At 62.6% G+C, this 13,344-nt stretch carries 13 protein-coding genes; 6 read left to right on the forward strand and 7 right to left on the reverse strand.

The genetic code is table 11. The annotated features are described in order from the left end of the window. Position 1 precedes the first annotated feature (1 nt). A complete protein-coding gene (locus tag HD842_RS21140; protein WP_183557045.1) occupies positions 2-1,282 on the reverse strand; it encodes an Nramp family divalent metal transporter in 1,281 nt (426 codons plus the stop codon). 309 nt (positions 1,283-1,591) lie between these two features. Between HD842_RS21140 and HD842_RS21145 the strand changes: the two genes are divergently transcribed. After that, positions 1,592-2,620: a glycerophosphodiester phosphodiesterase gene (locus tag HD842_RS21145; RefSeq protein ID WP_183557560.1), complete on the forward strand. Its 1,029-nt coding sequence runs from the start codon at positions 1,592-1,594 to the stop codon at positions 2,618-2,620. A gap of 152 nt (positions 2,621-2,772) precedes the next feature. Beyond that, positions 2,773-4,455, forward strand: coding sequence for an alkaline phosphatase D family protein (locus HD842_RS21150; RefSeq protein ID WP_183557047.1), 1,683 nt, complete (start codon positions 2,773-2,775; stop codon positions 4,453-4,455). Positions 4,456-4,501: 46 nt separating this feature from the next. Here the strand turns inward: HD842_RS21150 and HD842_RS21155 are convergent, their stop codons facing one another. From HD842_RS21155 to nhaR, 5 genes are all read right to left on the reverse strand, one after another. Beyond that, the gene (locus tag HD842_RS21155; protein WP_183557049.1) at positions 4,502-4,861 is read right to left on the reverse strand and encodes a hypothetical protein; all 360 of its coding nucleotides are present in this window, start codon (positions 4,859-4,861) and stop codon (positions 4,502-4,504) included. Positions 4,862-4,889: 28 nt separating this feature from the next. After that, positions 4,890-6,440, reverse strand: a complete 1,551-nt coding sequence (locus HD842_RS21160; RefSeq protein ID WP_183557051.1) for a hybrid sensor histidine kinase/response regulator — start codon at positions 6,438-6,440, stop codon at positions 4,890-4,892. Between the two features lie 6 nt (positions 6,441-6,446). After that, positions 6,447-7,250 (reverse strand): alpha/beta fold hydrolase, encoded by an 804-nt coding sequence (locus HD842_RS21165; protein WP_183557053.1) that lies wholly within the window; start codon positions 7,248-7,250, stop codon positions 6,447-6,449. Positions 7,251-7,336: 86 nt separating this feature from the next. Continuing rightward, positions 7,337-8,677, reverse strand: a complete 1,341-nt coding sequence (locus HD842_RS21170) for a hemolysin family protein (protein ID WP_183557055.1) — start codon at positions 8,675-8,677, stop codon at positions 7,337-7,339. A gap of 59 nt (positions 8,678-8,736) precedes the next feature. Continuing rightward, positions 8,737-9,645 (reverse strand): transcriptional activator NhaR, encoded by a 909-nt coding sequence (nhaR, locus tag HD842_RS21175; protein WP_183557057.1) that lies wholly within the window; start codon positions 9,643-9,645, stop codon positions 8,737-8,739. A gap of 116 nt (positions 9,646-9,761) precedes the next feature. Here nhaR and HD842_RS21180 point away from each other — a divergent pair, with 116 nt between their 5' ends. The 4 genes from HD842_RS21180 (at position 9,762) to HD842_RS21195 (ending at position 12,993) form a co-directional block, all read left to right on the forward strand. After that, positions 9,762-10,808 (forward strand): DUF475 domain-containing protein, encoded by a 1,047-nt coding sequence (locus HD842_RS21180; RefSeq protein ID WP_183557059.1) that lies wholly within the window; start codon positions 9,762-9,764, stop codon positions 10,806-10,808. Positions 10,809-11,061: 253 nt separating this feature from the next. Beyond that, positions 11,062-11,637: a TerD family protein gene (locus tag HD842_RS21185; protein ID WP_183557061.1), complete on the forward strand. Its 576-nt coding sequence runs from the start codon at positions 11,062-11,064 to the stop codon at positions 11,635-11,637. A 63-nt stretch (positions 11,638-11,700) separates the two neighbouring features. Beyond that, the gene (locus HD842_RS21190) at positions 11,701-12,396 is read left to right on the forward strand and encodes a TIGR00266 family protein (RefSeq protein ID WP_183557064.1); all 696 of its coding nucleotides are present in this window, start codon (positions 11,701-11,703) and stop codon (positions 12,394-12,396) included. Positions 12,397-12,408: 12 nt separating this feature from the next. After that, positions 12,409-12,993: a TerD family protein gene (locus HD842_RS21195; RefSeq protein WP_183557066.1), complete on the forward strand. Its 585-nt coding sequence runs from the start codon at positions 12,409-12,411 to the stop codon at positions 12,991-12,993. A gap of 48 nt (positions 12,994-13,041) precedes the next feature. On the opposite strand, the gene HD842_RS21200 is transcribed toward HD842_RS21195, so the two are convergent. Beyond that, positions 13,042-13,338, reverse strand: coding sequence for a hypothetical protein (locus HD842_RS21200; protein ID WP_183557068.1), 297 nt, complete (start codon positions 13,336-13,338; stop codon positions 13,042-13,044). Positions 13,339-13,344 lie beyond the last annotated feature (6 nt).

Below are 13,344 nucleotides of genomic sequence, written 5' to 3' on the forward strand. Positions count from 1 at the left end.
TTCAGGCGAGGGCAAACATGCACGCCACAGCGAGCGCCATCACCGACGTGCATAGCCATCCAAGGATTTTCAAGCGCCGGGAGATGGTCAATGCGCCCATGACGTCGTGGCGCGCTGCCATCAGCAGCATCACGGCCATGATCGGGATCGAGACGACGCCGTTGATAACGGCGCTCCAGTAGAGCGCCTTGATCGGGTCGATGGGTGCGTAGATCAGTGCCACCCCAAGCAGCGTCGCCAGAACGATGATCGCGTAGAAACGCGGTGCCACGGCCGGCTTGTCCTGCAAGCTGTTTTTCCATTCGAAGGTGCCCGCCATCGCGTAGGCAGCCGATCCCGCAAGCACGGGAATTGCCAGCAGGCCGGTGCCGATGATGCCAAGACTGAAAAGGGTGAACGCGAATTCGCCGGCAATCGGCCGCAGCGCTTCGGCCGCCTGCGCCGAGGATGAAATGTCGGTGATGCCGTGCAGGTGCAACGTCACGGCAAAGGTCAGCATGATGGCAAATGCCACGGCATTTGAAAACCCCATGCCAATATAGGTATCGACCTTGATACGGTCGAGGCTTGCCTTCGCTTCGGCCGGTGCATATTTCAGGGCCCGCGCGTCGGGTATCGCACGCAGGTTTTCGACTTCCTGCGATGACTGCCAAAAAAACAGGTACGGGCTGATGGTGGTGCCGAATACCGCGACAATCGTCGTGACGTACGCAGCCTTCCAGGGCAGGTGCGGGAACGTGATCAAGCCGACTGCGACTGTGGCCCATGGCACCCTGACGACAAACACGGTCACCACGTACGCCAGTAGCGCCAGCGTCATCCATTTCAGGATGCGCACATAGCGGGTGTACGGAATCATCACCTGCAGCACGGCGGACAATGCGCCGAAACCGATCGCGTACACATGTGCGGGGCCGCCTATTACCAGCCGCAGGGCGTCGCCCATTGCCGCGATGTCGGCGGCGATATTGATGATATTTGCAAGCAGCAACAGCATGACGATTGCATACAGCAACGTCTTCGAATAATGGCGCCGGATATTGGTGGCCAAACCATGCCCCGTCACCACGCCAATACGTGCGCTGACAATCTGGATGCCGACCATCAGCGGATAGGTAAATATCACCGTCCACAGCAACCCGAAACCGAATTGTGCACCGGCCTGCGAGTAGGTTGCGATGCCGCTCGGATCGTCGTCGGCCGCGCCGGTGATCAGGCCAGGTCCTAATTTGGACAGTAACGTGGTGGGTTTTTCTGCGAACGCCGGCAGGGACTCTTCCATAATTGCAGGCTATTCCATTTACTCATGCATGGTCCAGAACGGACTGGAGGGGATGTTCATCACTTTCCCACGAGTCTAACGTGTTAATTCGTCTTGTAGGATATTTCTTACACGGCCCTGATAGCGATGGTGACGCCTTGAACGCAGCGTTGTCAACAACACATTGGCACGCAAATTCATGCCACTGTCATCATGCCGAATTAGCATCCCTCCGTCAGCCCCGCCGATATGGCGCTGACAACTTCTGATGCGCTCGCCCGTCATGCGTGGCGCGAAATAACTCATCACACTTGAAGAGGGTTTGCTTTTATGAAAACGTCGTATCTGGGACTGTTGCCGCTTGCGGCCATGCTGTTCGCGCCGGTCGCCGCCCATGCCATGCCGGTATCGACGCTCACCGGTGAACGTCCGCTCGTCATTTCCCACCGCGGCGCCAGCGGGTATCTGCCGGAAGAGTCGGTGCAGTCCTATCAACTGGCCATGCGGATGGGCGCCGACTATATCGAAGGCGACGTCTACCTGACCGCCGACAACAAGGCCGTGATGCTGCATGACGGCACCTTGAACGCCACGACGAACGTCGTCGCATTCGCAGCCACGCATCCCGAGATCGCCGCCCTGCGTTCCAGCAACGGGACCTACGATGTGCGTAAATTCACGCTGGCGCAGCTCGAGCAGTTGTCCGTGACGTGCCGCAACGCCAATGGCTACTGCACCGACAAGACCTATTTCAACCCGGCCATTTCGTACAGCTTCACGTCGTACGACGCCTTCCTCGACCTGGCCTACAACCATTTTCTGGAAACCGGTGTCGCCATCGGCGTCTTCCCCGAAGCCAAGCAAAGTGGGCTGGAGGTGGCGGAAGCCATCCTGGCAGGCCTGACCAATGCGAAGTACAACGGCTACTTCACGACGGCGGGCCGCGCCCTGACGCAGTCCTTCAACGCGGCGCAGGTGGAATACCTGAACGCCAACTCGTCCATTCCGGTCAGCTATCTGGGCGTCTGCCCCACCACGGCGGCAGGGGCGGCTGCGGTCGCCGCCATCGCCGACGGCATCGGTCCATCGGCGGGTCAGCTCAGCGCAGCCTGCGTGCAGGCTGCGCACGATGCCGGGATGACGGTCACGCCGTACACGTTCCTGAACAACCCGGCCAGCTACGAGGCGGCCTACAACCTCGGTGTGGACGGCGTCTTCACCAACTATCCGGACATCGCCGTCACCGTGCGCGACCAGGTATTCGGCCCGGCCACGCCAGTGCCCGAGCCGCATTCGCTGGCGCTGCTGGGGCTGGGTCTGGCCGGCATCGTCGGATTGAAAAAGCGCAAGCAGGCTTGATCACGCACGTGATTGGCACGCCCGGCCGGCATATCCGATCGGGCGTGCAAATCATGCCCAGCACTTCATGCCCCGTGCATCGCCCGCGTCATCAGAGCGTCATCGGCGCTGGCTAAGATTTGCCGTCTTTCACTTTTACCAATTGCCATCCCATGAACCAATCGCATTCGCGCCGCAATTTCATTCGTACCTTCTCCCTCGGCACCGTCGCCGTGTCGGCCCTCCCGCTCGCGGCCTGCGGCGGTGATGGCGACGACCGCACCGTCAGCTTCGCGCATGGCGTGGCCAGCGGCGATCCGCTGGCCGACCGCGTCATCCTGTGGACGCGCATCACGGCCACCGGCACTGCCGACATCGATGTCGGCTGGGAGATTTCCGAGACGAGCGACTTTTCGCGTACGGTGGCCTCGGGCAGCCTGCGCACTGGCAGCGCCAGCGACTTCACGGTCAAAGTGGATGCCACCGGCCTGACGGCCAACCGCAGCTATTTCTACCGCTTCGGCTGCTACGGCCAGCTCTCGCCGGTGGGGCGTACCAAGACGCTGCCAACCGGCAGCGTCTCACGCGTGCGCTTTGCCGTGTTCAGCTGCTCGAACTACCCGGCCGGCTACTTCAACGTGTACGCCGATGCCGCCAGGTTCGACGATATCGATGTCGGCCTGCACCTGGGCGACTACATCTACGAATACGCCGCCGGCGGCTATGCGTCGCAAAACGCGGGTAACCTGGGGCGCGTGTCGAAGCCGGCCACCGAGATCATCACGCTGACGGATTACCGCATCCGTTTCCAGCAATACCGCACCGACCCGGACCTGCAGGCGGTGCATGCGCGCATGCCCTTCATCGCTGTCTGGGATGACCATGAACTGAGCAATGACACCTGGAGCGGTGGCGCCGAAAATCACGACCCGGCCACGGAAGGCCTGTGGTCGGCGCGGCGCCAGATGGCGATCCAGGCGTATCACGAGTGGATGCCGATCCGTGTGCCGGATGCCGCGCGCCCGGACAGGATCTACCGATCGTTCGATTTCGGCAACCTGCTGTCGCTGCACATGCTGGACACCCGCGTGATCGGTCGCGACAAGCAGCTGGCCCTGGCCAGCTATGTCGGCGCCGACCGCAGCTTCAACAGCGCTGCCTTCACCGCTGACGTGACGAACCCGGCGCGCCAGCTGATGGGCACGGAGCAGACCGCGTGGCTGCGCAACCAGATGAGCAAGTCGACGGCCACCTGGCAGATCCTGGGCCAGCAGGTACTGATGGCGCGCATGCTGCTGCCGGCGCCGATGGTGCTGGGCACGACGGGCTATGCGGCGTACTTCGCGATTGCTGCCAAGGTCAAGGCCGGCGTGGCGCTGAGCGCCGCCGAACAGCAGCTGCTCGCGGCCACGCCGGTGCCGTACAACCTCGATGCCTGGGATGGCTACCACGCCGCGCGCGAGACGGTGCTGAACATGGCGCAGACGCTGAACAAGAACATGGTGGTGCTGGCGGGTGACACCCACAATGCCTGGGCCAGCGACCTGGCCGACCAGCAGGGGCGGGCAGTGGGCGTTGAATTCGGCGTGCCGGCCGTGACCTCGCCTGGTTTCGAAAGCTATTTCCCGACTGTTGCGCCGGCCATCGTGGCGGGCGGCATGGAGCAGCTGATCGGGCCGCTGCAATACGCCGAGACGGCCTCGCGCGGCTTCGTGGTGCTGACGGTCACGCCGACCGAAACACGGGCCGAGTACCGTTATGTCGATACGGTCACGTCGAAAACGTACAAGGCGGTCGTCGGCAAGACGCTGCGCATGTTGCCGGGCGCAGCGAACCGCAAGATCGTCGCCGCCTGACGTAGAGCATGGAGCGAGGCGCAAGTCCTCGCTCCCCTTCATACCATCAACACATTCCCAGCTGCCAGACGAGTTTCTCGCGATCCTTTTCCAGCAGCTGCACCTCGACCCCCTTGCTGGCCGAGCGCGTGATCACGACCGTCTTGTGAAAATACGCGTACTGGATGCTGACCGCGCCCGAACTCTCGCTGCGCTTGACGTCGGCCCGGTCGAAATTGAGCTTCAGGTTCTGCAGGATCTGCGCATCGGGCCAGTCGGCCGACAGGCGCACGTGGCGCGTGCGGTCGTCGCCATTGGCCTGCGGGTAGACGCGCTCGCAGGCGTGGGTGGGCGCTGGCGCCACGACGAACGCAGACAGTGACAGCAAGCCTGCTGCAAGAAGGTTCAGGGACAAGGCGCGGGTCATGTTGTCGATGCCGGTGAGGAACAGGTGCTTACTGTAGCAGCAAGCGCAGCCGCTCGATATCGATCGGCTTGGTCAGGTGATGATCGAACCCCGCATCGCGCGCCAGTTGCCGGTCGCGCTCCTGGCCCCAGCCCGTCGCCGCAATCAGTTTGGTGCTGGCGCAGGCATCCAGCCCGCGCAGGCGCCGCGCCAGCTCGTAGCCATTGAAGTCGGGCAGGCCGATATCGAGCAGCGCGACCTCGGGCAAGAAGTCCGGCGCCAGCGCCAGTGCGCCGGCCGCCGTATGCGCCAGCAGCGTCGTGCAGCCGAACAGCTCGAGCATCGTCGCCATCGTCTCGGCCGCATCGACATTGTCATCCACCACCAGCACCCGCAGTGGCGCCGGCTGGCCAGGCGCCGTTGCTATTTCTTCCGCCACCACACAACCCGCGATCAGCGGCAGGCGCAACGTGAACTGGCTGCCGCGGCCCGGGCCATCGCTCTCGACCAGGATCTCGCCACCATGCAGCAGGGCGATGCCGCGCGCTAGCGCCAGACCGATGCCCAGGCCGCCGCAGGCGCGCTCGCGCCCCGGTTCCAGCTGCGTGAACAACTGGAAGATCGTCCCCAGCGCGCCCGCCGGGATGCCGATGCCGTTGTCGCGCACGCGCAGTTCGGCGTGACCGGCCTGGCCCGCCAGTTCCACATCGATCAGCCCGCCATCGGGCGTGTACTTGGCTGCGTTGCCCAGCAGGTTGATCACGACCTGCGCCAGGCGCGTGGCATCGCCATCCACCGTCAGCGGCGCCTCTGGCAGCGCCAGGCGCAGCGTGTGGCGCGCCGCCGTCATCATCGGCGCCATGTCGTGCACCGCGCCGCGCACCAGCGCCGCCATGTCGACCGGCGCGCGCCGCAGCTGCATGCGGTTCTGCGTGATGCGCGAGACTTCCATCAGGTCGTCCACCAGCCGCGTCAGGTGGCGTAGCTGGCGGTCGAATGCGCCGATCACGCGCGCGTCGTCGTCGTTGCCGTGCTTGATCTTGAGAACGTCGAGCGCGCTGCGCATCGGGGCGAGCGGATTGCGCAGCTCGTGCGACAGCGTGGCCAGAAATTCATCCTTGCGCAGGTCGGCCGCCGACAACTGCGTGTTCGCCGCCTGCAGTTGCAGGTCGCGCTGGCGCTGCACGTTGTGGGCGCCGTCGGCGGCCTCCGACTTGCACAGCAGTGCGTTTTCGTAGGCATGTCTGCCACCGGCGCGAAACAGTGCCCAGTGGTCGATCTCGCGATCGCCATCGCGCTGGCGCACGAGCTGGAGCAGTACCGGCAGCCGCGCGCCGCCCGCCATCAAGAGGTCGACCTGGATGTCGTGCGCCGCGCCCTCGCTCTGCAGGCGCGGCACGCAGCACGTGTAGTGGAACAGGCGGGCGCTGGCCGGCAGCAGGTCGTGCAGGCGCGTGCCCACCAGCGCGCCGGGGGCCATGCCGAGCCACGCATGCAGGCTGGCATTGGCCGTGAGGATCATGCCGTGTGCATCGGTTGCCATCAGGCCGCAAGCAGCCTGGTCGAAGAACAGGTCGGTCGCGGTGAGGGCAGCGTTCATGGATGGTCAGCTTGGCTGCTGTGTGAGGAAGGTGTCGATTGCGGCCGAGACGTCGGTCGGCGCACTCATGTGCGGACAGTGGCCGACATTCGGTACCAGCGCGAACGTGCTGCCGGGCAGGTTCTGGTGCAGCCATTGGCCGGCCGTGCGCGGCGCAATCAGGTCGTCGCTGCATTGCAGGATCAGCGCCGGCGTCGTGGACCTGGGCACATCAAGGCGGTGGTCCGAGCGGAACGTGACGCTGGCAAAGTGATGGGCGATCTCGGGATCGTTGCGGCAGAAACTGGCCGTCAGCCCGGAGGCCAGATGGGGCTGGTTGGGCGCGCCCATGATGGTGGGTGCAAGGCTGTGCGACCAGGTGATGAAGTTCGTCTCCATCGTCTCGAGCAGTTCGTCGATGTCGTCGCGCGTGAAGCCGCCCGTGTAGTCGCCGTCGTTGATGTAGCAGGGCGACGGACTGACCATGATCTGCGCGGCGAAGCGCTCGGGCGCGGCGATCGTGGCCAGCATGCCGATTGTCGCGCCGACCGAGTGCCCGACAAACACGACCGGGCCACTGGCATGGGCGTCGATCAAAGCGAGCAGGTCGTCGGCGTGACCCTGCAGCGTCGAATGGCGGGCGCGGTCATAGGCCGACAGGTCCGAGCCGCCGGAGCCGACGAGATCGTAGGTGAGGACGCGGTACCGGTGCTGGTAGGCGGGGGCGAGGTGACGCCACATCGTCTGGTCGCACCCGAAACCATGGGCAAATACCATGGTGGCGGCGCCCTGGCCGGCGAGGTGAACGTTATGGCGAAGCTGGGCGGACATTGAATGCCTCTCGTCGGTTCACGCAGATATACACAAAAAATAGCATCATTCTTGTGTAATGTCAGCAATGCCGATGTAAAAGGCGGTTAGTCGTGGTCGTCGTTCTCGCCAGCGCGGGTCAATTGCGGGATCACCTTGACCAGCAGGATGCGCGGGCCATTCATCTTCTTGACCACGACATCGAACTGCGGAAAACCAATGCGCTGGCCTTGCTTGGGGATGTCGCCCAGCTTGGCCATCAACAGGCCGCCGACCGATTCGACATCGTCCAGCCCCATTTGTTCGTTGTCGATGTCGATGCCCAGCAGGCGTTCGAGCGAGAAGATCGGCAGGCTGGCCTTGCCGATCCAGGTGCCGTCGGCCTGCTTGAGCCAATCGTTTTCGTTCATCCGGAATTCGTCGCGGATCTCGCCGACCATCGCGCCCAGCAGGTTGTCGAGTGTGACGAAGCCAACCGGGCGCTTGCCCTTTTCGCCGATCAGCGCGAAGTGGGGCGCGCCGCCGCGGAAGCGCCGGAAGATGTCCTGCGCCGGCGTGCGCGCCGAAATCGATTCGACCGGTCGCAGGAACTGGGTCAGATCGCCAATGGGCCGGCCCGACTGCAGCGCGAAATACAGGTCTTTCAGATGGACGATACCGATGACTTCTTCACCGTCCTTGTCGAAATACGGGTAGCGCGAAAAGCGGTTGCGGCGCACGGTTTCCAGGTTCTGCTCAAGCGAGCGGCTGGCGTACAGGGCGCTGACTTCGTTGATCGGACGCATCAGCTCGGACACGGCCAGCTGGCTGAAGTCGAGCGACTGGGCCAGGATATTGCGGTCGTCCTGCGTGATCTTTTCAGCCGGGTTGCTGGTGCGCAGGATCAGTTTGAGTTCGTCCAGCGAGTAGTGGTGGTCGTGCCCGCCCTTGCCGGCCAGGCCCGCCACGCGCAGCAGCGTATTGGCGCTCGCATTGAGCAGGGCGATCGCCGGGTACATGGCCCAGTAGAACGCATACAGCGGGATCGCGCACCACAGCGCCACCGATTCCGGCAGCCGGATCGCCAGCGTTTTCGGGGCCAGTTCGCCCACCACGATGTGCAGGAACGAAATCACCGAGAACGCGACGATGAACGAAATGCTGTGGATCAGCTCTTCGGACGTGACGCCGACAAACGCGAAGACCGGTTCGAGGAGGCTGGCGAAGGCCGGCTCACCGACCCAGCCCAGACCCAGCGATGCCAGCGTGATGCCCAGCTGGCAGGCCGACAGGTAGGCGTCGAGCTTGCCGTGGACTTTCTCCAGGATGCGTCCGCGCAGGCCGGTGGTCTTGGCGATGGCGTTCACGCGGGTCTTGCGCAGCGTGACGATACTGAATTCGGCGGCGACGAACAGGCCGTTCAGCGCGACCAGAAACAGGGCGAGAACGAGGAAGAGGATATTTTCCATGCTGGAGATGTATTAACAAAAGGCAAAGCAAGAGGGCATTGTACAACCCAACACGGCCCTTATCCGTCTGCTAACGCGCCTTTGTGCACGGCTGACAGGATTGCCTCGACCGCCGGATGCTTGATCTTGCGTTCATTCGAGATCGCATAGAAGTGTTCGCGCACCTCCGGCACCCGCCCGACGAGCTCGGCGCCGAGCTGGTAGTCGATGTCAGCGGCGGGCGCGGCCGGCGTGAAGAACAGCCCGAGGCCGCGCCGGCCGAAGGTATTCAATAGCGCGTTGTCCTCGAACTCGCCGACCACGTCGGGCCGGATCGCATGGCGCTCGAACCAGTCGTCGATCTTGCCGCGCAGGGCGTTGTTGCGCGTGGGCAGCAAGAATGGCGCACCGTGCAGCGACGCCGGAAAGTCGTCACGGTACTCGTGCGCCAGCGCTGCGGCGCCGACGACGAACATCTCGCTTTCGGACAGCAGGTGGCTGAACACGCGCAGCGTGGTGCCGGTGGGCACGGCGCGGTCGGTCAGCACGACATCGAGCTTGTGCAGCGCCAGGTCGCCCAGCAGCGCCTCGTACTGGTCTTCGTGGCACACCAGACGCACCGGCGTGGCCAACTGAGTCGTTACCTCGAGCAGGCGGTAGGCGGTGAACTTGGGCAGCGAATCGGAAATGCCCACCGCCAGGCGGATGCGCGTGCTGTCGGAAGCGTCGAGCGCTTCCTGCATCTGCTCGCCCAGCAGGAAGATCTGGTCCGCGTACGACAGCGCCAAACGACCGGCTTCGGTCAGATTGAGGCGCCGGCCTTGCTGCGTGAACAGTGCCTTGCCAAACGCCTGTTCAAGTAAGGTAAGCTGCGTACTCACTGTCTGGATGGCCAGGCCAAGGCGCTCGGCAGCGCGCGTAATGCTGCCTTCCTTGGCAACCACCCAGAAGTAATAGAGGTGGCGAAAGTTGGGGAGTGCGTGGCTCATGGCTTCTGTTTTTCGGAAGTAATCTTCCAATTATCTTCGCTTTTTCAATCGCTTGGCAACCTTTACAATTGTTCGTCAGCACCGTTTTTCATAAATCTATAAGAGGGGAAATATTAATGAAGTACTTTACCTGGTCATTCATCGTGACCGCGGTCTGTCTTGCCCTTGCGGCATGGTGGGGATTCGATCATGGTGGCACGTCGGGCATGATTACCGCGCTGGGCGTGGCGGCCATTCTGGCCGTCATGGAAGTCTCGCTGTCATTCGATAACGCGGTGGTCAACGCCTCGGTCCTCAAGACCTGGGACGAGTTCTGGATCAAGCTCTTCCTGGGCGTCGGTATCATCATCGCCGTGTTCGGCATGCGTCTGGTGTTCCCGCTGGTCATCGTGGCCGTGGCTGCCGACCTGGGCGCGGCGGAAGTGTGGAACCTGGCGCTGACCAATCCAAAAGCCTTCTCGATGCACCTGACCAACCACCACGCTGAAGTGGCGGCATTCGGCGGCATGTTCCTGCTGCTGGTGTTCCTGAACTTCATGCTGGACGATGAAAAAGAAACCCACTGGCTGGGCAACTTCGAAGCAAAACTGGGTTCGCTCGGCAAAGTGTCGTCGATCGCCGTCATGATCGCCATCGCCGCGCTGCTGTTCAGCCTGACGTATGTTGATGAAGCGCAGAAGATGGTCGTTGCGATCGCCGGTATGTGGGGCATCCTGGTCTATGTTGCTGTCGATATGCTCAGCAGCCTGCTGGAAAAGAGCGAATCGGGCGAGGGCGCTGTCGGTGACGCGGTCAAAAAAGGCGGTATCGGTGGTTTCCTGTACCTCGAAGTGCTGGATGCGTCGTTCTCGTTCGATGGTGTGATCGGCGCATTCGCGATCACCAGCGACGTCGTGATCATCATGCTGGGCCTGGCAATCGGCGCGATGTTCGTGCGTTCGATGACTGTGTTCCTGGTGCGCAAGGGCACGCTCGATGAATACGTCTACCTCGAGCACGGCGCGCACTACGCGATCGGTATCCTGGCCGTGATCATGCTGGCCAGTATGAAGTGGCACGTGCCAGAGCTGATCACCGGCGGTGTGGGCGTGGCCTTCATCCTGGCGTCGCTGTGGAGCTCGATTCAGTACAAGAAGAAGCACGCCGCACTCGCCGGCGCGTAATGTGATGGCTTCGCCGTCCACTCTACGTGGCTGATCTTGCGGCAACGATCGACGCGTGGACGGGGTACCCGTCCACCCTACGTGGCAACGGTTCATTGATGTAGGGTGGACGCGGACGGCGAGGCGGCTCTGCCGTCCACGCGGTGATGGTTGGCGGTAGAGCCGCCATAGCAGTACAGAATTCGCTGCGAGTGGCAGAACACCAGCTCGCGGCGCTTGCAACCCGGTGTTCACAATTTAGGAGATTCTCATCATGGCAATCAGTCTGCAAAAAGGCGGCAACGTCAACCTGTCGAAAGAAGCACCAGGCCTGACTTCACTGAAAGTCGCACTCGGCTGGGACATTCGCGCCACCGATGGCGCAGCCTTTGACCTCGACGGCGCTGTGTTCCTGCTCAATTCGTCCGGCAAGGTCCGTTCGGATGGCGACTTCATCTTCTATAACAACCTGAAGTCGAGCGACGGTTCGATCGTCCACTCGGGCGACAACACGACCGGCGCCGGCGATGGCGACGACGAATTCGTCACCATCGACCTGACCAAGGTTCCGGCTGACGTCGACAAGGTCGTCCTGGGCGTGACCATTCACGATGCCGAAACCCGTCGCCAGAACTTCGGCATGGTCGGCAAGGCGTTCATCCGCTGCGTCAACAACGCCACCAACGCCGAAGTCGCGCGCTACGACCTGTCGGAAGACGGTTCGACCGAAGCGGCCATGATCTTCGGTGAGGTCTACCGCAACGGCGCGGACTGGAAATTCCGCGCAATCGGCCAGGGCTTTGCCGGCGGCCTGGGCCCACTCGCCCGCAACTACGGCGTCAACGTTTAATCATGCAAGCCAGGGCGCTTCTGCGGAGGCGCCCTGCGTGGAACCTCATTCTAAGGAAGCCAAATGCCAGTATTTACCGTGACCGGGGACGTCGATCCTTTCCTTCATGTGTCGATGAAGCAGGGCGAGACCATCTATTGCGAATCCGACGCGATGGTGATGATGGAATCGACCCTCGACCTCAAAGGCAAGATGAAGGGCGGGCTCGGTAGTGCGCTGATGCGCACCTTTGCCAACGGCGAGTCGTTCTTTCAGCAGCACATCGAAGCCACGCGCGGCGATGGCGACTGCCTGCTGTCGCCAACCCTGCCGGGTGCGATGCAGACGGTCGATGTCGGCCCGAACCACTACATCATCAGCGATGGCGCGTTTGTCGCGGCCACGTCCGGCGTCGACCTCAAGGTCCGTACGCAAAGCCTGGGCAATGCGCTGTTTGCCAACAGTGGCGGCTTCTTCGTCACCGAGACAGGTGGCCAGGGCCAGGTGGTGGTGTCGGGCTTCGGCTCGATGTCGGTGCTGGATGTCGAGCCGGGCAAGGACGCGATCATCGACAATTCGCACGTGGTGTGCTGGGACAGCACGCTGCGCTACGAAATTTCGATCACGACCGGCACCAGCGGCGGCTTCCTGGGTAACCTGATCAACAGCCAGACCAGCGGCGAGGGCATGGTCCTGCGCTTCTCCGGTCGTGGCAAGGTGTATGTATGTTCGCGCAACCGCACTGCATTCAAAGCCTGGATGCAGCAGCCAGCGAAATAACGGAGGAACACAATGTCAGTCAATCTGCAAAAAGGCCAGAAGATCTCTCTGGACAAGGAAGCCGGTGGCGGCCTGTCCCGCGTGACCATGGGTCTGGGTTGGGATGCGATCAAGTCGAAGGGTTTCTTCGGCTTCGGCGGCGGCAAGTCGGACGCCGTCGACCTGGACGCATCGGTGGTCATGTTCGACGAGTCGAACAAGCCGGTGGACGTGATCTGGTTCCGCCAGCTCAAGAGCAAGGACGGCAGCATCGTGCACACGGGCGACAACCGCACCGGCGCCGGTGATGGCGACGACGAGCAGATCACCGTCGACCTGAACGCTGTGCCGGCATCGGTCAAGGCACTGGTCTTCACGGTCAACAGCTTCACCGGGCAAACCTTTGCCACGGTTGAAAACGCTTACTGCCGCCTGATCAATGCAGCCAACCAGCAGGAAGTCGCGCGCTTCAATCTGTCGGTGACGGGTTCGCACTCGGCGCAGATCATGGCCAAGCTGTACCGCCATGGCGGCGAGTGGAAGATGCACGCGATCGGCGAGAACGGCAACGGCCGTACGTTCGACGACCTGATGCCGCAGATTTCAGTGCATTTGTAATCGGCGTGATTGTTTGACCACAGAGCCGGGGCCATGTGCCCCGGTTTTTTATTGCTGCGGCAAGCCTTCGCAAATATGGCGGCACAGTTTTTCCGTATCGTCCTCGTGCTTTTCGATGATCGACGCTTCGCGTTCCTTGAGCTGTGCCAGCTTTTGCGGATCGGTCTCCTTGCTTTTTTCGTCGTTCAGCGTCGCCATCCTGTGCGCAAACTGTTCGTTCTTCGCCGTGGATGGGCCCACTTCGGCGCATGCGCGCATGCAGCTGCCGTACGTCCTTGGGGCAGCAGTGGCGTGCGAAGCGATGCATGCCAGTGCCAGTGCCAGTGCGGTGATGATCTTGTTCATGGTTTC

The sequence above is a fragment of the Massilia aurea genome, assembly GCF_014200505.1.
Classification (GTDB): domain Bacteria; phylum Pseudomonadota; class Gammaproteobacteria; order Burkholderiales; family Burkholderiaceae_D; genus Telluria; species Telluria aurea_B.

Bases quoted from the DNA above. Each gene is read 5' to 3' on its own strand.
- HD842_RS21195 (WP_183557066.1), top strand. From the start codon at position 12,409: ATGTCAGTCAATCTGCAAAAAGGCCAGAAGATCTCTCTGGACAAGGAA.
- HD842_RS21200 (WP_183557068.1), bottom strand. From the start codon at position 13,338: ATGAACAAGATCATCACCGCACTGGCACTGGCACTGGCATGCATCGCT.
- HD842_RS21160 (WP_183557051.1), bottom strand. From the start codon at position 6,440: ATGAACGCTGCCCTCACCGCGACCGACCTGTTCTTCGACCAGGCTGCT.
- HD842_RS21180 (WP_183557059.1), top strand. From the start codon at position 9,762: ATGAAGTACTTTACCTGGTCATTCATCGTGACCGCGGTCTGTCTTGCC.
- HD842_RS21165 (WP_183557053.1), bottom strand. From the start codon at position 7,250: ATGTCCGCCCAGCTTCGCCATAACGTTCACCTCGCCGGCCAGGGCGCC.
- HD842_RS21190 (WP_183557064.1), top strand. From the start codon at position 11,701: ATGCCAGTATTTACCGTGACCGGGGACGTCGATCCTTTCCTTCATGTG.
- nhaR (WP_183557057.1), bottom strand. From the start codon at position 9,645: ATGAGCCACGCACTCCCCAACTTTCGCCACCTCTATTACTTCTGGGTG.
- HD842_RS21145 (WP_183557560.1), top strand. From the start codon at position 1,592: ATGAAAACGTCGTATCTGGGACTGTTGCCGCTTGCGGCCATGCTGTTC.
- HD842_RS21140 (WP_183557045.1), bottom strand. From the start codon at position 1,282: ATGGAAGAGTCCCTGCCGGCGTTCGCAGAAAAACCCACCACGTTACTG.
- HD842_RS21150 (WP_183557047.1), top strand. From the start codon at position 2,773: ATGAACCAATCGCATTCGCGCCGCAATTTCATTCGTACCTTCTCCCTC.
- HD842_RS21155 (WP_183557049.1), bottom strand. From the start codon at position 4,861: ATGACCCGCGCCTTGTCCCTGAACCTTCTTGCAGCAGGCTTGCTGTCA.
- HD842_RS21170 (WP_183557055.1), bottom strand. From the start codon at position 8,677: ATGGAAAATATCCTCTTCCTCGTTCTCGCCCTGTTTCTGGTCGCGCTG.
- HD842_RS21185 (WP_183557061.1), top strand. From the start codon at position 11,062: ATGGCAATCAGTCTGCAAAAAGGCGGCAACGTCAACCTGTCGAAAGAA.